At 53.1% G+C, this 21,454-nt stretch carries 21 protein-coding genes and 1 pseudogene; 9 read left to right on the top strand and 13 right to left on the bottom strand.

Annotated elements, in window-relative coordinates; translation table 11 throughout:
* Positions 1 to 15: 15 nt before the first annotated feature.
* Both E1B03_RS12300 and E1B03_RS12295 read right to left on the bottom strand, forming a co-directional pair.
* A complete protein-coding gene (locus tag E1B03_RS12300; protein WP_103770092.1) occupies positions 16 to 669 on the bottom strand; it encodes a 2-dehydro-3-deoxy-6-phosphogalactonate aldolase in 654 nt (217 codons plus the stop codon).
* On the bottom strand, positions 656 to 1,561 hold the full coding sequence (locus E1B03_RS12295; protein WP_103770093.1) for a 2-dehydro-3-deoxygalactonokinase: 906 nt from the start codon (positions 1,559 to 1,561) through the stop codon (positions 656 to 658). Before E1B03_RS12295 ends, E1B03_RS12300 begins: the two co-directional genes overlap by 14 nt.
* Before the next feature lie 193 nt (positions 1,562 to 1,754).
* Between E1B03_RS12295 and E1B03_RS12290 the strand changes: the two genes are divergently transcribed.
* Both E1B03_RS12290 and E1B03_RS12285 read left to right on the top strand, forming a co-directional pair.
* Positions 1,755 to 2,486, top strand: a complete 732-nt coding sequence (locus E1B03_RS12290) for a FadR/GntR family transcriptional regulator (protein WP_103770094.1) — start codon at positions 1,755 to 1,757, stop codon at positions 2,484 to 2,486.
* A gap of 93 nt (positions 2,487 to 2,579) precedes the next feature.
* Positions 2,580 to 2,720: a hypothetical protein gene (locus tag E1B03_RS12285; RefSeq protein ID WP_003832695.1), complete on the top strand. Its 141-nt coding sequence runs from the start codon at positions 2,580 to 2,582 to the stop codon at positions 2,718 to 2,720.
* 67 nt (positions 2,721 to 2,787) lie between these two features.
* Here E1B03_RS12285 and E1B03_RS12280 read toward each other — a convergent pair.
* Positions 2,788 to 3,081, bottom strand: a pseudogene (locus E1B03_RS12280) (LysR substrate-binding domain-containing protein); the annotation flags it as partial.
* A 393-nt stretch (positions 3,082 to 3,474) separates the two neighbouring features.
* On the opposite strand from E1B03_RS12280, the gene E1B03_RS12275 reads away from it, so the two are divergent.
* From E1B03_RS12275 to E1B03_RS12260, 4 genes are read left to right on the top strand one after another with little or no spacing between them, the layout of a single operon-like run.
* Positions 3,475 to 4,305 carry an ABC transporter substrate-binding protein gene (locus E1B03_RS12275; RefSeq protein WP_103770095.1) on the top strand — a complete coding sequence of 277 codons (831 nt, stop codon included), beginning with the start codon at positions 3,475 to 3,477 and terminating at the stop codon, positions 4,303 to 4,305.
* Position 4,306: 1 nt separating this feature from the next.
* Positions 4,307 to 5,125, top strand: coding sequence for an amino acid ABC transporter ATP-binding protein (locus E1B03_RS12270; protein WP_103770096.1), 819 nt, complete (start codon positions 4,307 to 4,309; stop codon positions 5,123 to 5,125).
* Complete coding sequence (locus E1B03_RS12265) at positions 5,125 to 5,910, top strand: amino acid ABC transporter permease (RefSeq protein WP_133086304.1); 786 nt, start codon at positions 5,125 to 5,127, stop codon at positions 5,908 to 5,910. Before E1B03_RS12270 ends, E1B03_RS12265 begins: the two co-directional genes overlap by 1 nt.
* A complete protein-coding gene (locus tag E1B03_RS12260; RefSeq protein ID WP_103770098.1) occupies positions 5,900 to 6,577 on the top strand; it encodes an amino acid ABC transporter permease in 678 nt (225 codons plus the stop codon). Before E1B03_RS12265 ends, E1B03_RS12260 begins: the two co-directional genes overlap by 11 nt.
* Before the next feature lie 9 nt (positions 6,578 to 6,586).
* On the opposite strand, the gene ydhT is transcribed toward E1B03_RS12260, so the two are convergent.
* The 9 genes from ydhT to ttrS all read right to left on the bottom strand — a co-directional run bounded on the left by ydhT (position 6,587) and on the right by ttrS (position 15,516).
* A complete protein-coding gene (ydhT, locus tag E1B03_RS12255; RefSeq protein ID WP_425456654.1) occupies positions 6,587 to 7,351 on the bottom strand; it encodes a protein YdhT in 765 nt (254 codons plus the stop codon).
* A gap of 51 nt (positions 7,352 to 7,402) precedes the next feature.
* Positions 7,403 to 8,188 (bottom strand): thiosulfate reductase cytochrome B subunit, encoded by a 786-nt coding sequence (gene phsC, locus E1B03_RS12250; RefSeq protein WP_103770100.1) that lies wholly within the window; start codon positions 8,186 to 8,188, stop codon positions 7,403 to 7,405.
* Positions 8,185 to 8,853, bottom strand: a complete 669-nt coding sequence (locus E1B03_RS12245; RefSeq protein WP_103770101.1) for a 4Fe-4S dicluster domain-containing protein — start codon at positions 8,851 to 8,853, stop codon at positions 8,185 to 8,187. Before E1B03_RS12245 ends, phsC begins: the two co-directional genes overlap by 4 nt.
* Positions 8,854 to 8,917: 64 nt before the next feature.
* Positions 8,918 to 9,583, bottom strand: a complete 666-nt coding sequence (locus tag E1B03_RS12240; RefSeq protein ID WP_103770102.1) for a YdhW family putative oxidoreductase system protein — start codon at positions 9,581 to 9,583, stop codon at positions 8,918 to 8,920.
* Positions 9,584 to 9,593: 10 nt separating this feature from the next.
* A complete protein-coding gene (locus E1B03_RS12235; protein ID WP_133087220.1) occupies positions 9,594 to 11,696 on the bottom strand; it encodes an aldehyde ferredoxin oxidoreductase in 2,103 nt (700 codons plus the stop codon).
* Between the two features lie 119 nt (positions 11,697 to 11,815).
* On the bottom strand, positions 11,816 to 12,442 hold the full coding sequence (locus tag E1B03_RS12230) for a ferredoxin-like protein (RefSeq protein ID WP_103770104.1): 627 nt from the start codon (positions 12,440 to 12,442) through the stop codon (positions 11,816 to 11,818).
* Between the two features lie 479 nt (positions 12,443 to 12,921).
* Positions 12,922 to 13,131, bottom strand: a complete 210-nt coding sequence (gene fumD / locus E1B03_RS12225) for a fumarate hydratase FumD (RefSeq protein WP_103770105.1) — start codon at positions 13,129 to 13,131, stop codon at positions 12,922 to 12,924.
* Positions 13,132 to 13,223: 92 nt separating this feature from the next.
* On the bottom strand, positions 13,224 to 13,808 hold the full coding sequence (gene ttrR / locus E1B03_RS12220; protein ID WP_103770106.1) for a tetrathionate respiration response regulator TtrR: 585 nt from the start codon (positions 13,806 to 13,808) through the stop codon (positions 13,224 to 13,226).
* Complete coding sequence (ttrS, locus tag E1B03_RS12215) at positions 13,783 to 15,516, bottom strand: tetrathionate respiration histidine kinase TtrS (RefSeq protein WP_103770284.1); 1,734 nt, start codon at positions 15,514 to 15,516, stop codon at positions 13,783 to 13,785. Before ttrS ends, ttrR begins: the two co-directional genes overlap by 26 nt.
* 226 nt (positions 15,517 to 15,742) lie before the next feature.
* Between ttrS and ttrB the strand changes: the two genes are divergently transcribed.
* The 3 genes from ttrB to ttrA are packed head-to-tail and all read left to right on the top strand — an operon-like array spanning position 15,743 to position 20,558.
* Positions 15,743 to 16,477 carry a tetrathionate reductase subunit TtrB gene (gene ttrB, locus E1B03_RS12210; RefSeq protein ID WP_321190255.1) on the top strand — a complete coding sequence of 245 codons (735 nt, stop codon included), beginning with the start codon at positions 15,743 to 15,745 and terminating at the stop codon, positions 16,475 to 16,477.
* Complete coding sequence (ttrC, locus tag E1B03_RS12205) at positions 16,478 to 17,500, top strand: tetrathionate reductase subunit TtrC (protein WP_133086303.1); 1,023 nt, start codon at positions 16,478 to 16,480, stop codon at positions 17,498 to 17,500.
* Positions 17,493 to 20,558 (top strand): tetrathionate reductase subunit TtrA, encoded by a 3,066-nt coding sequence (gene ttrA / locus E1B03_RS12200; RefSeq protein ID WP_133086302.1) that lies wholly within the window; start codon positions 17,493 to 17,495, stop codon positions 20,556 to 20,558. The genes ttrC and ttrA overlap by 8 nt, the downstream gene beginning before the upstream one ends.
* A gap of 78 nt (positions 20,559 to 20,636) precedes the next feature.
* Here ttrA and E1B03_RS12195 read toward each other — a convergent pair whose 3' ends face one another.
* Entirely contained in the window at positions 20,637 to 21,449 is an 813-nt protein-coding gene (locus tag E1B03_RS12195; protein WP_003029358.1) for a MetQ/NlpA family ABC transporter substrate-binding protein, read from the bottom strand.
* Positions 21,450 to 21,454 lie beyond the last annotated feature (5 nt).

Below are 21,454 nucleotides of genomic sequence, written 5' to 3'. Positions count from 1 at the left end.
GAGTTGTTATTGGCGCTACGCCCTGCAATTAACCTGTTGCCATGCCTGAGCATAGGCCAACGCGTTATGCCGAACCTGTTTGCTATCTGCGCCCGCACGATATAAACCGCCACCGCAGCCAAACCCTTTCGCTCCCGCCCGGCACCAGCTTTGCAACTGCTGCGACTCGGCAACAATACCGCCGACCGGCATACAAACTACGTGAGGTGGTAGTACCACGCACATAGCCTGCAGGATATCTGGGGAGATCATTTCCGCAGGATAAAACTTCAAACCACTTGCGCCAGCGTCCAGGGCCGCAAACGCTTCGCTCGGCGTGGCGACACCCGGTAAACTGATAGCCCCTCGCTCTCTGCTGCGGCGGATTACCGAGGGATTCATATTTGGCGATATAACTACCTGTCCGCCTGCATCGACGACACGATCAACCTGCTCCGCCGTCAGTACCGTACCCGCCCCGACAACAGCACGCTGGCCGACGCGTTCACGTAGCAGCGTAATTGAATCGAACGCTCGCGGAGAATTTAGCGGTACTTCAAGCCACGTAAAGCCCGCCTCCAGCAATACATCGCCAATTTCCGGCGCTTCCTCTGGCGTCAGACCGCGTAAAATCGCGATCATCGGAAGCGGCGTTTTCTGCCATAAGGAGGCAAAGTCAACACTGTCCATTTTGTTTCTCAGTTAGCCGTTGTTGAAGGAACTGCATACCAGCAATAAAACAACAATCGCCATCGATGCAGCATGTCTGAATGCCAAATGCATTGGCAGCCAGCTGATAGCGGCGCGTTAAGACCGCGCTGCCCACCAGCCAAACAGGGCCGGTGTTGCCAGTGGTAAATTCCGATCCGATCAATAAGCCGGAGAGGTAATCACCTACTGATTCAGCAGATATTTCGCCCGAAAGGCGTAGCGTTCGGGCGGAGAAAAGGAGTTGGCTTAGCGCAGCGTTGCGTCGGGAAATTTCGACTCCGCGCAGAAATGCGTTGTCATCAACCGCTGCGTCTGGAAGTGCACGTCCCAGCAAAGAGTGTGTGATGAGTACGTGGAACAGTTCGCCGGTCATATATGTCGAAAAATCAACGATCTGTTTCTGCTGCATCCGGACGTGTTTGCTGTGTGTGCCCGGAAGGATCGCCTGGAAATTATCGATTCCCTCCAGTAAAGACAGACCCAGGAGCTGAATCTCTTCGCCACGCATCACATCCGGCAAATCACCACTGGGTGATTTACATAATCCAGGAACAATCCAGGCTTCACTGCCCCACGAGGTAATGAATTTTTTTCGCTGCTCGAGCAGACTGTCGGCACCGGCAGGTAACGGACAATAATCAACCTCATACCAGCCCTGCTGCGACCCCACCATTCCGGCCATCACAATCATTGGCGAACTATCAGCAACCCACTCACCAAGTAGCGTCTTTAACGTCGCATCAAACTGCCCCGGCTCGATATGGAGGAGTCCGCAGCTGGCGCTGCGTTTATCCAACACAGCATTCCCTGCCAATAACCACGCACGGAAATTAGAGGTCCCCCAGTCGATTGCAACCCATTCCCCTTTCATCTTGTAACCTCAATAATCAAATCTTGTATTACAAGAATGTAGTTAATTTTACATGGACGATCTGTGAGCACGATCGTGAAGTGAAATAAAACGTGGCTATTTCTCATCTGAAGCGACAAGAAGCGATACCTTGTATGCATAACGTTTCGTTTTATGCGTACAATGGGTAACGTCCAAATTTTCAAGGCTAACTATGACCACCTCCCTGGCCACCATCTCTGAAACGATCACCCGCGATCTGGCGATGAAAATCATCCGTGGAACATTGAGCGATGGGGATATGCTCCCCGGTGAAAATGAGCTTGCCGTGCAATATTCCGCATCACGTACGTCCGTGCGAAACGCGTTGCATGTCCTGTCGGCAAAAGGTTTGCTATCCATCCAGGCTAAACGGCGCAGTACAGTCAACCCGCGCGAACTCTGGAGCTTTTTGGATACGGATGTGCTGGGCTGGATGGAAGAAGTGGGGATCTCACCCGATGTGGCGGAGCAACTGGTGGTAACGCGCCTGATGTTTGAGCCTAACGCCGCCGTTCTGGCCGCCGCAAACGCGACAGCTCGCGATTTGGCCGCCATGGAAGATGCCTGGACGCTGATGTCGCGCGGACAACAGCAGGATCAGGTAACACTCTTTGAGGAAGGCGATTTAGCCTTTCACACCGCACTGCTAAAGTCCTGTCATAACCCATTTTTGATGTCGATTGGCAACGCACTCTCAGCGGCCATGATGCTGTCGTTTAAACAGACACAGGAATCATCAGTACGGGAAACTGAGCATGCTGTTGAGCAGCATCGTCTACTACTGGAAGCCATACGGCTGCGTCAAGGGGTTAAGGCGCGGGAATGTATGCGCGATATCATTCTCAGCGCGGCAAACCGCCATCTGTGGACCACGCTGCCGGAAAAATATACACATCTCATTTAAGTTCGATGCGAAGTAGCAAGAATCGCTGCTGTTAAGCAACATTTTTGCAATATACTAACGGGATGTTAAACGCTGAACCTGAGCAGGTGAATGATGGAAATTGATCTCGATAATCTGGTCTTTGATGGATTGGAAGAAGCGCAAGAGCGTAATGCTGAACGCCTGGAAGATGCAGACAAAAAAGCGCAGGAAATTATTGCTGATAATGACTGCGGCGACGCCTGCAAGATCTGATGTCCAAACCGGCGCAATGCCGGTTTTTTTATCGCCTGTTAACCTCCCCACTTCAGCCCGTATACCGTCACGCCTCAATCAGTTGCGCAAAGGCGGCAGTGTGCTGCTTTCGACTGGGGTAGTACAAATAATAGACAGGGAAAGGTTCACACCAGTCCTCCAGAACTTTTTCCAGCGCGCCTTCTGCAACGGCCTGGTCGACGGTATTTTCTGGCACAAATGCCAGCCCCATTCCGGCGATCGCTGCGTTGATTCGTGAGGGCAAATTGTTAAAAATAAGCTACCCTTCCATCCGCACGCGCAAATCTTGCCCATTTTTGGCATACTCCCAGGCATACAGTCCGCCCAGCGTCGGCATGCGCTAGTCCGGGGCTGCCCGGGTGAAACTACGCTCGCGGGCCACGATAATGAGATAATAGAGATCGTTAAAATTATCACGCAGAATGCTTATCCCCAATCCAGACCTGTTGTGACATATGGTATAGGTCTGGAGGGTATTCCAGTAACGTTTCTGGACATTAGCGCACGTCAATTTTCTTCCAGCGCATTCTCATACAAAAAACAAAATGCGGATTATTGCCAAGGTTATGCGCTATTTTGTCATTCGCTTTTGCAATATTTTCACCCATCATTAACACCTTCATCACTAATAACATTTTGTATATAGATAAGAATTTTTTCTTATTTTGTCCCAACCGTAAGTTATGGGAGCGTAAAAAGCACAAACCAAAAACTACAGGGATTTCATACAACGATGGCAACGAAAACTTACCGCGCAAAAAGAACACTGCTGGCACTCGGCGTACTGTTGGCCTCAGGCTTTACCGTCTCGCAGGCCCAGGCCGACCAACTGGCTGACATCAAGGCCGCTGGCGTCGTAAAAGTCGCGACATTCGACGCGAATCCGCCGTTTGGCTCCATCGATGCGAAAACGCATCAGATTGTCGGCTACGACGTTGATTTTGCCGAAGCGCTGGCCAAATCCCTTGGCGTAAAACTGGAACTGGTCGCGACCAATCCGGCAAACCGCATTCCGTTATTACAATCCGGTAAAGCCGATTTAATCGTCGCGGATATTACGATTACACCTGAGCGAGCGCAGGTAATAGATTTCTCCGTCCCCTATTTTGTTACCGGCCAGCAGTTCCTTGTGCCAGCAAAATCTCCGGACAAGCTCGATGAATACAGCAAAGCGCGAATTGGCGCGGTAAAAGGCACCACCGGTGAGCAGGCGCTACATCAGCGCTTCCCGCAGTCACGCGTACTGGCTTATGACGATATCCCACTGGCGTTAACCGCATTGCGCAACGGCAACGTTCAGGCCATCACCCAGGACAGTACAATTCTCGCCGGTTTATTAGGCGGTGCGCCGGATAAAGCAGATTTCAAAATTCTACCAGACCTATTGAGCAAAGAAGAGATCGGTGTGGGGGTGAAAAAAGGTGAGCCTGCGCTGTTAAAAGCCGTCAATGATGAGCTTTTGAAGCTGGAATCTACCGGGCAGGCGGCCAAAATTTATGATGTCTGGTTTGGTCCTGAAACCAAAAATCCGCAACCCCGCGCCTTTAAAATAGAAGCCAAGTAATATGCTCTCAGCCCTTTTTCATCGGTCCGCAGCTTCGGCTGCGGATTTTTCCCATTTGCGCCAGGCGAGCGTCGAACTGCGCAATGTGATTAAACAGTATGACGCTCACACCGTACTTAACGGCGTCAACCTGTCAGTTGAACCCGGTGAAGTGGTAACCATTCTGGGCCCTTCTGGCTCTGGAAAGTCCACTCTTATACGTCTTATCAACCAACTTGAGTCGCTCAGCGGAGGTGAAATTTTTATTGATGGCAAACCGATTAGTCAGCTGCGCGGAGCAGCATTACGTCAGTTACGCAGCCGAATCGGTTTCGTATTTCAGCAATTCAATCTCTATGCACATCTGACAGCGCTTTCGAACATCGCCCTGGCGCTGGAATATGTTCACGGCTGGAACAAGACGGAAGCGGAGCATCGGGCACTCGAGTTGCTGGAAAAAGTGGGGCTGGCTGAAAAAGCCAACGCCTATGCCGCGCAGTTGTCCGGTGGGCAGCAGCAGCGTGTGGCGATCGCCCGTGCGCTGGCCTCGTCGCCACAAATCATACTGTTCGATGAGCCAACCTCCGCGCTGGATCCGGAAATGATCGGCGAGGTATTACAGGTGATGAAAAACCTGGCCCACAGCGGCATCACCATGATTGTCGTGACCCATGAAATGCATTTCGCCCGTGAGATCGCCGATCGTGTGGTATTCATCGATGGCGGCGATATTCTTGAAGTAGCCGCGCCAGAGGATTTTTTCACCCGACCACAGCATCCGAGAACCCAGCGTTTCCTGAAAAAAGTGCTCGATCCGTTACACCAGGAGTCATCGCTATAATGCATGCAATGGACTGGCAGGGGGTGCTGAGCGGGCAACCTCTGCAATGGATAATTTCCGGTTTTCTCACCACGCTCTGGGTGACGCTGGCTGGTATCGTGCTCGCCACGCTCATTGCCATCGCCCTCCTCGGTCTGCGCCTGACGGACAATCGCCTCGCCAAAGCGGTGGTCGGCGTGTGGGTCTCAGTGTTTCGCAACACACCTTTACTGGTGCAACTGATGTTCTGGTATTTTGCCGCATGGAACTGGTTACCCCGCGACGTCATTACCTTTATCAATGCTGAGCATCCATGGTCTATTCTGCCGGGGGATGTCTGGTGGTTAACGCCAGAGTTTATCTGTTCAGCGTGGGGGCTGGGCGTATTTACCTCGGCATTTTTGGTCGAGGAGATCGCTTCTGGTTTGCAGGCGGTATCTACCGGACAACGCGAAGCCGCTGTGGCGCAAGGTTTTTCATCCTGGGCAATTTTTCGCCACATTCTGCTGCCGCAGGGGCTGGCAAACGCCTGGCAACCCATTGTTGGGCAATATCTCAACCTGATGAAGCTCTCCTCACTTGCCAGCGGTATTGGATTTGCTGACCTCACCTACCAGGTACGGCAAATTGAGAGCTACAACGCGCACGCACTGGAAGCCTTTGCCATTGGCACCGTGCTCTATCTGTTTACCGGCATCGTTCTGGGTATGCTGCTTACGCGTCTTGGCCCGCAGTCTGCGTCGGGTAAATTGTCAAAAGTAAGAACGCGCATCTTCAGCGACAGGAGCATCCAGCATGATCGCTAATATTACGGTCATTACCGACAATCTTGACTATCTCCTGTGGGGACGTGTGGCCGAAGGTCAGCCCGGCGGCGTTCTGCTCACTGTGCTGATGGCGATCGGCGCGGCGATACTGGCGTTACCTGGCGGGATAATTCTTGCCTGCTGCGCCTGGCGATTTCCGGGCGCGGTTCGCAACGTATTGTTTATCTGGGCAGAATTTATTCGCGGCATTCCGCTCATCTTTGTGATTTTCTGGATGTGGTATTTGCTCCCCATGATGACCGGAAGCGATCTCCCTGGTGCCGTTACCGTGACGCTGGCGTTGGCATGGTTTACCGCCGCCTCGGTGATGCACTCGGTGTATGCAGGAATTAGCGCGCTGCCAGGCGGGCAATATGACGCGGCAGTGGTTCAGGGTTTTCGCCCTTATCAGGCTCTGTGGCTTATCTTGCTACCGCAGGTGCTGCGTAACGTACTGCCGTCGCTAACGGGGATATTTATTGGATTACTGAAGGACACGTCACTGGCGTTTATCGTTAACGTCCCGGAACTCACGACGGTTGCCGGTCAGGTTAACAGTCGGGTGCAAATCTACCCGGCAGCCATTTTTATCTTTACCGGACTGGTCTATTACCTGCTGTGCTTGAGCCTGGAGAAAATCACCCAACGCCGCTTCGCGCTGAAATGAAATCACGGCTCAACATTCCACGAACTGATGGTCTTCGTTGAGCCGATATTTTACGCCCGCCCGAATGTTATTTTCCCCTTCAACGGCAAGCGCAAAACGCATTCTCTCGCCATCGTGATAGGCCAGCGCCGCACAGCCGCCGGGCCCGAGTATTATCGAATCCACAGCGCCGGTACTGGCTACAACAGCATTCTCTCCGCTGGCAATAATGTGGATGTTGTCCGCGCAGTTGGCGATTTTCGACTCTGCACCAAAGCAGGCCAACTGAGTTAAATCGCCGCTGCTGGCAATCCGGTTTCGGTCGCCGAGCGAACTGATGCGCACGCGCATACCGGTACTGGCGATACGCGTCCCGTCGCCCACGCTACTGATACGCGCTGAATTTCCCGCCACCGCAATTCGCCCGCGATCGCCGGAACTGCCGATATGCGCGTTATAGCCTACGCTGCCTATACGTGCGCTGTAGCCTGCGCTGGCGATCTGGGCGGCATACCCGGTGCTGGCGATTTTAACGTTATCGCCTGAACAGCTAAATCGGGCATTATCTTCCGCACTCGCCAGCGGGCGGCTGGTTTCCCCCGCCGTTTGCACACGGGAAATATTCCCCATTGCGCTGATATCCTGCTGGACAAAACTCGCCTCTTCCCGCCATTTTGACCAGCCGTATTCCACCAGACTATTCGCCCAATCTGTATACCCTTCCCGCTGGAGCGCACGATGGACATCGGCATAACTTCCACCAGCGGGAAAAGCTCGTAGAAACCAGCGATACATTACGGGCCCAACGCGCCAGGCCCGTAAGTCACTTCGCGTAATCATCATCACTTAATGCCGGTGATAGCCATCCACCATACACCTGAAGGTTTCGCCCGGCGTGCGGCCCGTAGTGCAGAGATAAAGATGCCCAAAAATGAAAAACAGACTGACAATCGCCAGCGCGAAGTGCGCCTGAAGCAGCCAGTAACGCACGCCGGGGAACAGGTCGCCGACAACCGTCGGATAGAGCGATAACAACCCCGAGATCAGCAGCAGTGGCAGCAAACCATACATCACGCCAACATAGGCCGCCTGCTGTAGCGGATTGAATTTAGAACGCTTTGATGCCGGGAAAGGATGTGATTCACCCTGCATAATACCAAACAGGTAAAAACGCGTTTGTCTTTGCGCGCGTGCGATCCAGCCCTGACGTTGAATAATATAGTGATGTCCGTTGCCGCCAATCAGGTTGATCAGGACAAAACCAATCCAGCAGGCCAGCAGCAAAAAGCCACAGACCTCATGCACGGTAAGCAGGGTTTTCATCGCCGGCGCGCTGACGGCGGAGAAGTGATTAACCAGGCCACTGACCAGAAGTAGCAGAAACAGCAGCGCATTCGACCAGTGCCACAAACGAACGGCCTTCGAATATAAATAGACCTTTTCACCGTGCCCTGCCGACGCTTTATGCGCCGCCCGAAAACGCAGCATGGCATGTAGCGCCAGCACCAGCCACATTCCCACCAGCATCAACCCGGCAATGACCAACCACACAGGCCAATAGTCCGGTGAAAACAGGGGAACATACTGCGCAAGCTGGGCGTGAAACTGTTCGGCATTTTGCGACGCGTTCATACATTTTCCTTCTTAATCAAATGTTGACCGAACCGACGATACAAATGGGGTTTCCCGGCACCTGCAAGTTGATATTCGTAATACTTGTTCTCGCGCAACCAGGTCTGAATTTCCGGGCTATCTTCACGACCAAAAATCAGCGCATGTTCCGGACAGGCGTTAACACAGATTGGTGGGAAACCTTTCGCCAGGCGTGATTCAGCGCAGAAATCGCATTTATCTGCCACTTTGGTCTGCGGGTTGAGATAGCGCACTTGATACGGACACGCGCCAATACAGTAACTACAGCCGATGCAGGCAGACGTGTCCACCCGCACAATACCATTCTCATCTCGCCATGAGGCACCGGTGGGACACACCTCAATACAGGGCGCATCATCACAATGCTGACAAGACTGACGGAAGTAGTGATACAGCGTTTCGTTGTCGTTATCTGAAACCGGAATATGGGCTATCGACAAACGACTGCCCTGGGCAGGGACATGGTTGGTTTTCCTGCATGCGCGGGCGCAGATATTGCACCCGTTACACCGTGATTCGTCGTGAATCATGACGTAATTAACGTCTTTAGGGCTCCGGGTACTCGCTAACAGATTTTGACCTGGGCCGGTAAAAAAAATCACCGTCCCCATGCCAATGACAAATTTTCGTCTGGTGAAGGACATCGGGTTATCCTCTAATACTGTGACAGTGGTCGTCCACACGTTCCATGACATCAACCTGAAGAATTCAGGGGTTCTGATACTGCTCAACCTCTAGCCATTCGCACAGGCCGTACGCTTTGCCATAACTCATAAAACGTTCGCTGAACAAATAAGGCTCCGCATTTGACGATTCCACAGTCCGTATGTCTGCGTAATCTGGGTGCGTTTCCATGGCCGTGAGCGCAGCTGCAATCTGTTGAGAATCAAAGCTATACGGCGGCTGCATCAACATGGCGACCTTATAGGGGCGAGGATACGTGCGACCGTCGAAGCGTACCGCCTCGGCAATCGCGCGGCAGATATCGTTTTCCACCACCTGCACGCACATGCCGGCATAGTTTGCCGTCATGGTTTGCGTTGAGTAGAAGTAGACATCTTCCGCGCCCTGCACACGGGTGATATCCGCGTTTTTCGCGTCCTGACACAGCGCATCCAGCAACGCGCAGAGATCGTCTTCAGGGACCGAATAAGGTGGCTGCAGAAACACGCTGCGCGCCACCAGCTGTCCCGATGCTGAATGCTGGCGGATAAAATCTGCCACAATCGACTCCGGGCTGACGGGTTCCTGAACCTGCGGCGCAGCCACCCGCTGTACCGGCGGGTGAAACGCCTGTAGCCATTGTCTCTTTTGGCTATCAACCTCGTCAGGAAGCGCCTCAACAGGTGCCAGAACGTTGCTCACGTTAGTCATCTCACGTTCCTTACGCTGGCAACAGGTCCTGCGCAGCCAAATCAGCTGCCACATCTTCAAGTCCGAGTCGATTCAGGGTTTCACGCGTTGGACAACCCAGCTCGGGATCCCAGCCCATTTCCTGATAGAACATCGTCAATGACTGGCGCATATCTTCCCGGTCCATCTTGTCGGTCCCTTCGGTGAAGGCCGGGATCTTCGGATCTTTATCAAACACCCAGGAGCAGATAAGGTCGTGTTCATTGCGCATATCTTTGGTTTGCATCAGTTTGACCGTATAGGCACGATGCAGAGTAAAGATGCGTTCAGCCGCCAGATCCAGGCTCGCCTGCGTGGTTTCATCGCCGGTGACCGCCTGGAAGAACTTCGCTTCCAGATCTAAATCTCCGCGATAGTTACGGCTCTTGAGTGGTGAAACCGTCATCGGCCAGACCCAGTTACACAGCGTAACCGCGTTATGCAGGCAGACTTTCAGCAGCGTCCACTTGGCATATTTGATCTTGGCGGCATTGATCGGGGTGTAGTTTTTGGTTTCGTCGTAGGCATCCTGTGAACCAAATAGCTCGCCCGCCACTTCGCGCTGTAATTTCAGCGGTAAACCGGAACCAATGAAGTTGATATGGGTATGCGCCATGCAGTCACGGTTAAACATACAGTTGGTGATCGCCCCCACCTGCGCCGAAGCCTCGTTTGCATGATGGACAGGAAAACCGAACGGCGACCACAGTTTATTTTTGGCATAACCCCAGTACTCTTCGCCCAAATCCCAGCGTTCAGCAATGGCATACGAACCGTCCGCAAGGTGACTGAGTTCCCCCACACGGTGCGCCAGTCGATAGTAAAAATCTATGATAAAGTTAGGATCGCCTGCTTCCAGCTGATCCCAGCGGATCTCCGCATACTCTTCAGCCGGCAGTACGCGCTTAAAAACGCCTTTCGAATAGCAGTAAGTAAAATCACGGTGCAGCTGTCCGTAGTTACACCAAATACCATAATCGTCGAACAGGTTCAGGCCAAGCAGGTTTCCCACCACGCGCCCATCGTCTTTATCGTCGAAATCTTTCGGGCCATTGGGGAAAATGGTGGTGTGAACAAAGTTCGCCACGCAGGTGTTGCCACCGGTACTCGGTACGCCAAAATCTTTCACCCGCGGGACATTGAGCTGCGACATACAGCGAATCGGGCATGAATGGCAGCCGCTCATTTTAACCGTGTATTTCTCAGCGGCAGGTCCCAGATCGAACACGGATTTATAGGTACGGAAACCCACGGTATTCTGGTTGCCGGGCGGGATTTCACCGGTTTCGATTGGCCCTCCTTCTGCCGCCCCCCAGAACAGTCCCTTACGGGCCGTCCAGCGTGAGTTTGGCGAGGAGTATTCAGCCCAGGCCTGCGGGGTGCTAGGCACAACGTGGTTGTTATTGGCACCGATGAGTTCGGTCATCATGTAGTCATTGAGCCGCTTCATCTCTTTACGATCGGCGATGTTGACCCCTTTGGTCCCTTCTACCGCAATGGCCTTCAGGTTTTTCGAGCCCATCACCGCACCGGTACCGGCACCGCCGCTGTGGTTACGGCTGTTGATCATGCAGGAGAGCGGCACCAGATTCTCACCCGCCTGGCCAATAGCGGCGACGCAGGTTTCCGGGCTGGTAATGCGGCAAATTTCTTCGGTGGTAGCACGCGTCCCCTTGCCCCACAGGAAATCGGCTTTTTCGATGCTGACCTTATCGTCTTTGATGTTGATCCAGACTGGCGATGCGGATTTGCCTTCAATAATAATGGCGTCGTAACCGGCAAATTTCATTTGTGCGGCGAAGAAGCCGCCCATATGGGCATCCACCACTAAATTACCTTTGGTGAACGTTGATAAGGAAGTGATATTGACGCGGGAACTACAGGGGGCACCAGAGCCTGTCAATGGCCCGGTGGCGAAAACCAGTTTATTCCCTTCATCAAAAGGCATAGTGCCAGGCGGGACTTCGTCGTACATAATTTTATAACCAAAGCCCATCCCGCCGACAAATTTTTTAAATTTACTGGAATCTTCAAGGGTGATATTACCCGTGGTGAGATTGACCCGTAAAATATTACCTGTCCAACCATTAGCCATCATGTTTTCCTTTGCAAGAAGGTTTAATAGATATACCCGCCATTCTTCAGGCAGTTTTTTCTGCAAAACTGCGATATTTTCGGCAATTAATGACGCGTATCAGGCATTCCTGCTATCTATCAAACAGTAATATCTTTCCACTCGATAATTTTTAATGCCCCAGTCGGACAAGCATTGGCGCATTCCCCGCATAACACACATTTTGAGGATTTTTTGGTTTCGGTATTCACGGTCGCCATCATCCACGGACAGGCGGTGGTACACGCGCTACAGCCAATACACCGTTTGTGATCCACCGCAATACAACCGTCTTCCTGTTTCCAGGTAATTGCGCCAATGGGGCAGACCTTCATGCATTGGGGATCTTTGCACTGACGGCAGGTATCCGCGGTGTAGTTTAAATCACCATAGAGTCCGCCACCGGACCCGACGCCATCATCGCCAAAGAAGTAATTGCGATGAATTTTGATGCGGGAAAAGAAGGTGCCAACGGCCCCGTCGTTATAATTGGTACAGGAAATCTCGCAGCGGTGGCAACCGGTGCAGCGTGCTCGCTGCGTCACCAACACCCCTTTAGGCGTATTGATAAGACCAACTGTACCGCTATCGATATCTTCCTGTTTACAACCAAAAAGTGATAACAACGCGGGCGCAATGGTCAGTCCTGCCAGACCCTTTCCGGATATACGGAGAAATTCAAGCCGCGTTAAACCACAATCTAAAAATGGACGATCTACCTTGTTCATTTATTTCGCATCCTCTTCGCAAACGCAGTAGCAGCAACATATTCAGGCTATTTTTTAAGCGCATACCAGGCCGAATCGGCCATATAATGTTGCCAACAACACGTGAATTTTTGCCCTAACCTGATCGAATAAATGACGGAGGTTAAACTGAACGAATCTAATCCTTTAGGGTTAGGTATAGGAATAATGTGGTTATTTACCCCTCGTAGCCTTGATCGTTATCAATTAAAAAACGGAAGGGAAATAATTAATACGGAGTGAGATTTATTATCATTTAGGTGAGTTGAAATAGTATTTCATATGCATTGCAAATATTTGTGACTCCAGTCTCACCTATATTTTATATGTTACTCGACATGTATTAAAATATATAACGAAGTATGTTACGTTAATTGCGACCCTGAATTATATATATTGTTCGATTAACGTGACGAAAAATAAGAGGACGGCGTAAGAGACTGCCCTCCTCTTTTTATGGATTATCCAGCCAATGCTTTAATAACGGTCTCAATGGCCTGTTTTTCTAACTCACTGCGCGTCACTCGTTGGTTGGCGAGGGTGGTTCTCAGTACTCCCGCAATGACGATATGCTTAGGCTCTTGTCCCAGATCGCGCATTTCCAGCACTACTTTACCGACTACTCTGCACATTTCACGGTACAACTCGTCGTCTTTGGTTTGATTTCCCATTTTTGCCCGCTGGTCATTAACTCAAACCAACAGCATATATCAGTCTGACGGATTAGACAAAATTCAATGGAAATCAAATGAATGTCATAAATTTACTGAATCCTCTGCAGTCGATTCACCAGTTCAGCAAGACTCCCCGCCTGCATTTTTTCCATCACCCGAGCCCGATGAACCTCAACCGTGCGTACAGCAATACTCATGGCGTCAGCAATTTCCCGATTCATTAACCCTTTTGCGACCAGTTGCGCCAACTCTCGTTCCTTTGGCGTGAGCATCTGATAGCAGGCCACGATCTCTTGTCGCGAGAAGGCGGCATGAGAAACCTGTAAAGCATGCTCTAACGCGGTCTGCAAAGGCCCAGCGGACACCGGCTTTTGCAAAAAATCGACCGCGCCACGTTTCATTTGCTCAACCGCCATCGGCACATCGCCATGTCCGGTGAGAAATACCACCGCCAGCGTACTTTCTCGCTGGCGCATGGCTTCATGCACTGCGTGCCCATCCAGTACCGGCATACGCATATCCAGCAAAAGTACGCCCACCTGGTGCAGATTTGCCTCGGCGAGGAATGTTTCGCCATGCTCCCAACAACAGACCTCATATCCCAGACTTTCCAGTAAAAACGCACAAGCTTGGGTGACGGCAATGTCGTCATCCAGCAGATGAATGATTGCCACTACGGGCTCCCTCCTGGTTTTGCTTAAAATGTAATGTCACCACCGCACCCGCTTTTTCATCAGGGGCCTGATGATTTTTGATCTCAATGTCTCCATTTGCGTAGCGCACCAGCCGTTGACAAATGGCTAATCCCAGCCCCATGCCCTCTTTACGGGTGGTCATAAACGGCTGAAAAGCCTCATACAATTGTGCCTCATCAATACCTCCAGCGTTATCCTGCACCTGAATACGCACATCCCCCTCCTCATGCTGGGCGCTAAACCATACTGTCGTTGCCCCGGCCTGGGCCGCATTGAGCACCAAATTAGCCAGCACCTGTTCGAGAAGCACGCTCGGCAGCGTTAGCGTTAACGCCTTGTCGATCCGCGTTTGCAGCGATACTGCCGGGAATTGCTGAGGCATACGCAATAATTGCCAAACGTGATGGATAGCATCATGAACATTGACGACTTGCCAGTCGTCGGCGAGTACCGGATTACCCTGCGCCTGGCTGACCCACTGGCGGAGATTGCGCAGCGTATCGGCCCCCCGCTGTGCCTGGGCATCTATGTGCTCAAGCACGGGCAGCAACGGATGCTGCTCATCCTGACCACGCAGGCGGATTAAACAGCCCTGTGCATAATGACGGATAGCCGACAGTGGTTGATTGAGCTCGTGGGCAAAACCTGAAGTCATCTCGCCAAGCACGCTCATTTGACGAGCAGTTTCCAGTTCTTGTTCCTGTTTGCGCAACAGTATGTTGTTCCGCTCAAGTTGCCTGCCACGCCGACGGACCAGCAACATCACCCAGATATAATTGAGCAGCAGCAGCAATAACACGACGGCCACGGTCCCCATCACCAGCCGATGCTGAATAAACCAGCTCTTGATATCCAGCCACAGCTGGCGCTGCTGTGGATGTTGGCGGACATCGCGCAGCAACGTTTCTACTTCGCGTGTGGAAGCGGGCGCGCCCCAGCGAAACGTCGCATTCTGCGGTGCATTGAACAAGACTCGCGTGACGCGATCGGCCAGCTCGTCGCTTACGGTGGGCAGTGCCGCAAACGACCAGTCAGGATAGAGCGGCGTACTGGTTAAACAGGGAATCGAGGTCGGATGGTTAAGCACGGCCATAAAATCTGTTTTACGAATAAGCCCTTCTTCATCCATTTTTTCCAGCAGGCATACCGGAACAATCACCGCCTGCACGGCTTTTTCGCGTAATAAATAGAGTAAGGCATCGGCGGGAAACCCGGTAAACGTCAGACGTAAATCGCGCTCCGGGCGCAAACCGGCATCGCTGAGTGCTTTGTATCCCAGCAAATAGCCGCCAAATGCCTGAGCGTCAATGGCCCCCACCGTTTTGCCGATCAGATCGTGTACGGAGGTTATCCCACTGTCGCGCCTGACGAGAATGGCGCTGCCAATTACGTTACTGGTGGCTTTTCCCCCGCGAGTAGAACGTAGCGATGCCAACCAACGCAGCGCAGAACGACTGTTTAACTGAACAAATTGCGCCGGATTGGTAACCACAAATTGTACCGTGCCACGATTCACCGCCTCCTGCATCTGGTGCAGGTCCAACGGTTGAATATGAAACTGTTCGCCGGGAATTTGCTGATTCAACAGGGTTTCCAGCGGCTGCCAGTGATTACGTGTGGAGACCTCACCACGCATCGCCAAAACGCCAATGTTCCAGGTCTGTGCCCTGACCACTCCGCTTAGCATCCATAGCGATGCCAGCACCGTCAGACATTTTACTACGTTGCGTCCCACTCAATTACCCCTGTCAATTATGTTGTTTTAGATCAACAACAAGCGAGGTATGTGGTTAACCACAATAGAGTACCCCCGTCACCATTTTTACACTGTAAATCATCAAGATTCTTTATTCATCACAAGCAAATCAACGGCGTGACCAATGTTTCGTTGTTGCATCGTGACGGGAGAAAATATGGATAGCAGTAAACGGCAGTTTCTCCAGCAACTGGGCGTCCTGACCGCTGGCGCATCGCTGGTCCCGCTGGCTCAGGCACAGTTCCCCTTCTCGCCTGAACGCCATGAAGGCTCACTTCAGCACCGCTACGCCATGCTGGTTGACCTGCGACGCTGTATCGGCTGCCAGGCCTGTACCGTCAGTTGCGCCATTGAAAACCAGACGCCGCAGGGCGAATTTCGCACCCTTGTTAACCAGTATCAGGTGCAGATAGAAGGCCAGCAGAGCGTCACCAATGTTCTGCTGCCGCGGCTGTGCAACCATTGTGATAATCCCCCCTGCGTGCCCGTTTGCCCGGTACAGGCTACTTTCCAGCGCGAAGACGGCATTGTGGTAGTCGACAACACGCGCTGCGTGGGCTGCGCCTACTGCGTGCAAGCCTGCCCTTATGATGCACGGTTCATCAACCATGAAACGCAAACCGCCGATAAATGCACCTTCTGCGTTCACCGTCTCGAAGCGGGCCTGCTCCCGGCCTGCGTGGAATCCTGCGTCGGCGGCGCGCGCATCATCGGCGATATCAAAGATCCGCACAGTCGAATTTCGCAAATGCTGCGTGAACACCATGACGCTATCAAAGTCCTGAAACCGGAAAACGGGACTGCACCACACGTGTTCTATCTTGGCCTGGACGAGTCATTTATCACCCCATTGATGGGACGTGCTCAACCCGCTCTCTGGCAGGAGGTTTAAATGGACCATTCACTGGTTATTGAAGAGGTTCTGGCCCATCCTCAGGACATAAGCTGGTTGCCCTGGGCCGTACAATATTTCTTTTTCATTGGCATTGCCGCCTGCGCCGCGCTGTTCGCCTGTGTGCTTCACTGGCGCAAACAGGAGACACCGGAACTGGAAAACCTGACGCTGTTAATCGCCCTGACCTGCGCGATTACCGCACCGCTGGCACTGACCGCTGATTTACACCAAACCGCCCGCGTCTGGCATTTCTACGCCTGGCCGACGCCATGGTCCTGGATGCCGTGGGGCGCGCTGTTTTTACCGCTATTTACCTGCTTCTTAGGCCTGTGGTTTCTGGCGCAGCACGTGAAACGGCTAACACTCAAAAGTTACAGTGTCACTAAATGGTTAGCCATAGGTAGCGCCCTGTCGGCCATCGGATTGCTGGTTTACACCGGTCGCGAAGTGTCGGTGGTCCAGGCACGTCCTGTCTGGTTTAGCTACGCCTTCCCGGTTGCAATGTTCCTCAGTGCGCTGCAAACGTTTCTCGCCCTGCTCATCGCAGCGACAAAACACGAGGGAACGTTAACGCGCAAACTGGCGTGGGGACAGACAGTCACCCTGGCAGCGCTGGCTTTAGTGGTGGTGATATGGGCGAGCGGCAATACGCTTTCCGGTTCGGCTATTCGCCAGTGGCTCGACGTTGCCTCTTCAGCACGACACTACGCCATCGGTTGGATTGCGCTGTGGCTTGTATCGCTTGCTCTTTGTAGGCTGGTGCTGCGTAACCCTTTATCGCTGCTGCTGCGCATACTCCTCGCATTAAGCGCGATGGCGCTCTGCTGGCTGATGCGCTGGACGTTACTCATCCAGGTACAGACCATCCCGAAATTTAACGCGCAGTTTAACCCTTACACCCTGCCTGGCGGTACCGATGGCTGGCTGGCCATTTTGGGCACCTTTGGACTGTGGATTGCACTGATCATTATTGTTCGTGAAGCCCTGAACGCGATCGCAAGGAGAATGCAACATGGCTAATTTAACTCGTCGTCAGTGGCTGAAAGTGGGTCTTGCCGTAGGTGGCATGGTGACTTTTGGCCTGAGTTATCGGGATGTGGCAAAGCGCGCGATAGACGGTTTGCTGGACGGAACCTCGGGTAAAATAACCCGTGACCGTATTTTTGGTAACGCCCTTATCCCCGAAGCCAATGCCCAACCGCGCTGGCAGCAAAACCCGCAGCAGGTTATTTCCATGACGCAGTGCTTCGGCTGCTGGACGCAATGTGGCGTGCGGGTTCGCGTTGACAGCGAACAAGGTAAGGTGCTGCGCATTGCAGGCAACCCGTATCATCCGTTGTCTCAGGAGCATCATATTGACTCCTCTGTCCCCTTTGCCACCGCAATGGAACAACTGGCTGGCGAATCGGGTCTTGACGCTCGCTCCACTGCCTGCGCCCGTGGCGCAACCTTACTTGAAGGACTCTACAGTCCGCTGCGCATTCTGGAACCCATGAAACGCGTCGGCAAACGCGGTGAGGGAAAATGGCAGCGCATCAGCTTCGAACAACTGATCAAAGAGGTGGTGGAAGGTGGCGATTTGTTTGGTGAAGGCCATGTTGACGGCTTACGAGCAATCCATGACACCCACACACCGCTTGATGCCAGACATCCGGGCTTTGGCCCAAAATCCAATCAACTGCTAGTCACCAATACCAGTGATGAAGGACGTGATACATTTTTACGCCGCTTCGCACTGAACAGTTTCGGCAGTAAAAACTTCGGCGCGCATGGCGCTTACTGCGGTCTGGCCTATCGGGCTGGTTCCGGTGCGCTAATGGGCGATTTGGATAAAAACACTCACGTGAAGCCTGACTGGGATAACGTCGAATTCGCACTGTTTATGGGCACTTCTCCGGCACAATCCGGCAACCCGTTTAAGCGCCAGGCTCGCCAACTGGCCAGCGCCCGTTTACGCGACGACTTCCGCTATGTGGTGGTAGCGCCGGCCCTACCTTTAACCACGGTGCTGGCTGACGATCGCGGCCACTGGCAGCCCGTACGTCCAGGAAGCGATTCCGCGCTGGCGATGGGGATGATCCGCTGGATTATCGATAAGCAGCGTTATAACGCCGATTACCTCGCCATTCCCGGCGTGCAGGCTATGCAACAGGCCGGAGAAAAAAGCTGGACTAACGCCTCGCATCTGGTGATTACCAATGAGCTTCCAACCCTTGCCGGACAGCATTTAGCCCTCGCGCATCTGAGCGCAAACGCCGCCCAGGAGCCCGTGGTCATTAACGAGGCCGGCGAAATTGTCGCCGCCAGCAGTTGCCCGCGCGCGCAGCTGTTTGTCACCCGTGAAGTCACGCTGGCAGACGGTCAGTCGGTGACGGTAAAAAGCAGCCTTCAGTGCCTGAAAGAGTCCGCCGGGAAACTCACGCTGACACAATACAGCCAGCAGTGCGGTGTGTCTGAAGCAGACATTGGCGCACTAGCCGATGCGTTTACCCGCCATGGACGCAAAGCAGCGGTGATCACGCACGGTGGCATGATGGCTGGCAATGGATTTTATAACGCCTGGTCGGTGATGATGCTCAACGCGCTGATTGGCAACCTCAGTCTTGAAGGCGGCGTGTTCGTCGGCGGCGGCAAGTTTAATGGCGCTACGGACGGCCCACGCTACAACATGGACAGCTTCGACGGGAAGGTAAAACCCAAAGGGTTAAGCATCGCGCGCAGTAAAACGGCTTATGAGTCTTCCGAAGAGTACAGCAATAAGCTGGCTGCCGGACAATCCCCCTTCCCGGCCAAAGCCCCGTGGTATCCGTTTGTCGCAGGCCAGCTTACCGAACTTCTCGTCTCAGCGCTTGAAGGTTACCCTTATCCGCTGAAAGCCTGGATCTCCAACATGACCAACCCGTTCTACGGCATTGCAGGGTTGCGCGGCGTGGCGGAAGAAAAACTAAAAGATCCTGCCCGCTTGCCGCTGTTTATCGCGATTGACGCCTTTATGAATGAAACCACGGCGCTGGCAGATTACATCGTGCCGGATACCCATAACTTCGAAAGTTGGGGATTCAGCGCCCCATGGGCGGGCGTGGCCAGTAAAGCCACTACCGCACGTTGGCCGGTCGTCAGAGCGGCGACCAGCAGTACCGCTGACGGTCAACCGGCCTCGATGGAGTCTTTCTGTATCGCAGTGGCAAAACGCATCGGGCTACCTGGATTCGGCGACAATGCGATTACCGATCCTCAGGGCAACCGCTATCCTTTGAACCGTGCGGAAGATTACTACCTGCGACTCGCCGCCAATATTGCGTTTATGGGTAAAGCGCCGGTCGCCGAGGCGCAACCGGAAGATATTGCGCTGACCGGAGTACAGCGGATAGTGCCTGTAATGACCCAAACGCTGAAAGCCGATGAAATCAGCCGGGTGGCGTTTATCTACTCCCGCGGCGGGCGTTTTGCACCGGACACCAGCGGGCGGGTCGAAAATCGGGTAGGCAATGCGTGGGAAAAACCACTGCAAATCTGGAACGCAGGCGTTGCCGCGCATCGCCATGCGATTACCGGCGAGCGCTACAGCGGCTGCCCGGCCTGGTATCCTTCGCGCCTGTCAGATGGACGTGCGGTCGAGGAGTTATTCCCGGAACAAGAGTGGCCACTGAAACTGATTTCCTTTAAATCCAATACCATGTCCAGCGCCACAGCGGTGATTCCGCGCCTGCATCATCTGAAGCCGGTTAATCTGGTGGCGCTCAACCCGCTGGATGGTAAGCGCTACGGTTTAGCGCACGGCGATCTGGTACGGATCACCACGCCTGGCGGTCAAGCGCAGGCGCAGATCAGCCTGCTGCATGGTGTCATGTCGGGCGTGATCGCCATTGAACACGGTTATGGGCATAAAGAAATGGGCGCAGCGCAGCATACGCTTGACGGCGAGCCGATGGCGTTTGATGCACAAATAAGATCGGGGATTAATCTCAACGATTTGGGTTTTGCGGATCCTACCCGGCAGGTAGCCAATACCTGGCTTGACTGGGTATCGGGTGCGGCGGTGCGTCAGGGGTTACCCGCAAGAATTGAACGAGTGTAACTCTCGCCCCGGATGGCAACGCTAACGCGTTCTATCCGGCCTACAGGACGTTGTAGGCCGGATAAGGCAAAAAGCGGATCAGTTATTTACTGGGATCACCGCGCCTTTATATTTGGTGCGGATCCAGTCCTGGATCTCTTTTGAATGCAGGACATCAACCAGCGCTACGATATCCTTTTTCTTCTCGTCACCACGATGCACGGTAATGATGTTGGCATACGGGTTATTTTCACCGCTTTCGACGGCGATAGGATCTTTCACCGGATCCAGCCCGGCATCGATGGCGTAGTTGGCGTTAATGACCACCGCATCGCCTTCATCGTTGTTATACATCTGCGGTAACAGCGCCGCTTCCACGTTAGGCAGGAACTTCAGTTTTTTCGGGTTCTCGACGATATCGCTAATGCGCGCGGTCACTTTATCCACGCCCGGCTTCAGCTTGATCACACCTTCTTTTTCGAAAATCGACAGAATACGGCCTTCCTCAGATACCGCATCACGCATGATAACCTTGCCGCCTTCCGGCAGATCTTTAAGCGATTTCACTTTTTTCGAATAGATACCGATCGGCTCGATGTGAATCGCTCCTGCGCTGACGAAATCGTAGGTTTTATCGCCCGCATGGTCTTTAATCACGCTGTTCAGGTACGGAATATGCTGGAAGTAGTTCGCGTCAATCTCACGGCCAGCCAGCGCTGTGTTCGGCAGAATATAATCCTGGAACGGTTTAATCTCCAGATCGATCCCCTGCTTCGCCAGAATCGGCTTAGCCTGCTCAAGGATCTCCGCATGCGGCACGTTAGATGCGCCAACGGTCAGCGTATCAGCCCAGGAGGCAAAGCTCAGGGCGCTTAAGGTTGCTGCGGCGAGTAACGTCAGTGATTTTTTCATGATAA

The organism is Citrobacter arsenatis, from assembly GCF_004353845.1.
GTDB lineage: Bacteria > Pseudomonadota > Gammaproteobacteria > Enterobacterales > Enterobacteriaceae > Citrobacter > Citrobacter arsenatis.
This window is presented reverse-complemented; position numbering and strand designations above follow the sequence as displayed.

What these genes read in the sequence shown, in the direction of transcription:
- E1B03_RS12300 (WP_103770092.1), bottom strand. Translation starts at nt 669, where the DNA reads ATGGACAGTGTTGACTTTGCCTCCTTATGGCAGAAAACGCCGCTTCCG.
- E1B03_RS12295 (WP_103770093.1), bottom strand. Translation starts at nt 1,561, where the DNA reads ATGAAAGGGGAATGGGTTGCAATCGACTGGGGGACCTCTAATTTCCGT.
- E1B03_RS12290 (WP_103770094.1), top strand. Translation starts at nt 1,755, where the DNA reads ATGACCACCTCCCTGGCCACCATCTCTGAAACGATCACCCGCGATCTG.
- E1B03_RS12285 (WP_003832695.1), top strand. Translation starts at nt 2,580, where the DNA reads ATGGAAATTGATCTCGATAATCTGGTCTTTGATGGATTGGAAGAAGCG.
- E1B03_RS12275 (WP_103770095.1), top strand. Translation starts at nt 3,475, where the DNA reads ATGGCAACGAAAACTTACCGCGCAAAAAGAACACTGCTGGCACTCGGC.
- E1B03_RS12270 (WP_103770096.1), top strand. Translation starts at nt 4,307, where the DNA reads ATGCTCTCAGCCCTTTTTCATCGGTCCGCAGCTTCGGCTGCGGATTTT.
- E1B03_RS12265 (WP_133086304.1), top strand. Translation starts at nt 5,125, where the DNA reads ATGCATGCAATGGACTGGCAGGGGGTGCTGAGCGGGCAACCTCTGCAA.
- E1B03_RS12260 (WP_103770098.1), top strand. Translation starts at nt 5,900, where the DNA reads ATGATCGCTAATATTACGGTCATTACCGACAATCTTGACTATCTCCTG.
- ydhT (WP_425456654.1), bottom strand. Translation starts at nt 7,351, where the DNA reads ATGTATCGCTGGTTTCTACGAGCTTTTCCCGCTGGTGGAAGTTATGCC.
- phsC (WP_103770100.1), bottom strand. Translation starts at nt 8,188, where the DNA reads ATGAACGCGTCGCAAAATGCCGAACAGTTTCACGCCCAGCTTGCGCAG.
- E1B03_RS12245 (WP_103770101.1), bottom strand. Translation starts at nt 8,853, where the DNA reads ATGTCCTTCACCAGACGAAAATTTGTCATTGGCATGGGGACGGTGATT.
- E1B03_RS12240 (WP_103770102.1), bottom strand. Translation starts at nt 9,583, where the DNA reads ATGACTAACGTGAGCAACGTTCTGGCACCTGTTGAGGCGCTTCCTGAC.
- E1B03_RS12235 (WP_133087220.1), bottom strand. Translation starts at nt 11,696, where the DNA reads ATGGCTAATGGTTGGACAGGTAATATTTTACGGGTCAATCTCACCACG.
- E1B03_RS12230 (WP_103770104.1), bottom strand. Translation starts at nt 12,442, where the DNA reads ATGAACAAGGTAGATCGTCCATTTTTAGATTGTGGTTTAACGCGGCTT.
- fumD (WP_103770105.1), bottom strand. Translation starts at nt 13,131, where the DNA reads ATGGGAAATCAAACCAAAGACGACGAGTTGTACCGTGAAATGTGCAGA.
- ttrS (WP_103770284.1), bottom strand. Translation starts at nt 15,516, where the DNA reads ATGCTAAGCGGAGTGGTCAGGGCACAGACCTGGAACATTGGCGTTTTG.
- ttrB (WP_321190255.1), top strand. Translation starts at nt 15,743, where the DNA reads ATGGATAGCAGTAAACGGCAGTTTCTCCAGCAACTGGGCGTCCTGACC.
- ttrC (WP_133086303.1), top strand. Translation starts at nt 16,478, where the DNA reads ATGGACCATTCACTGGTTATTGAAGAGGTTCTGGCCCATCCTCAGGAC.
- ttrA (WP_133086302.1), top strand. Translation starts at nt 17,493, where the DNA reads ATGGCTAATTTAACTCGTCGTCAGTGGCTGAAAGTGGGTCTTGCCGTA.
- E1B03_RS12195 (WP_003029358.1), bottom strand. Translation starts at nt 21,449, where the DNA reads ATGAAAAAATCACTGACGTTACTCGCCGCAGCAACCTTAAGCGCCCTG.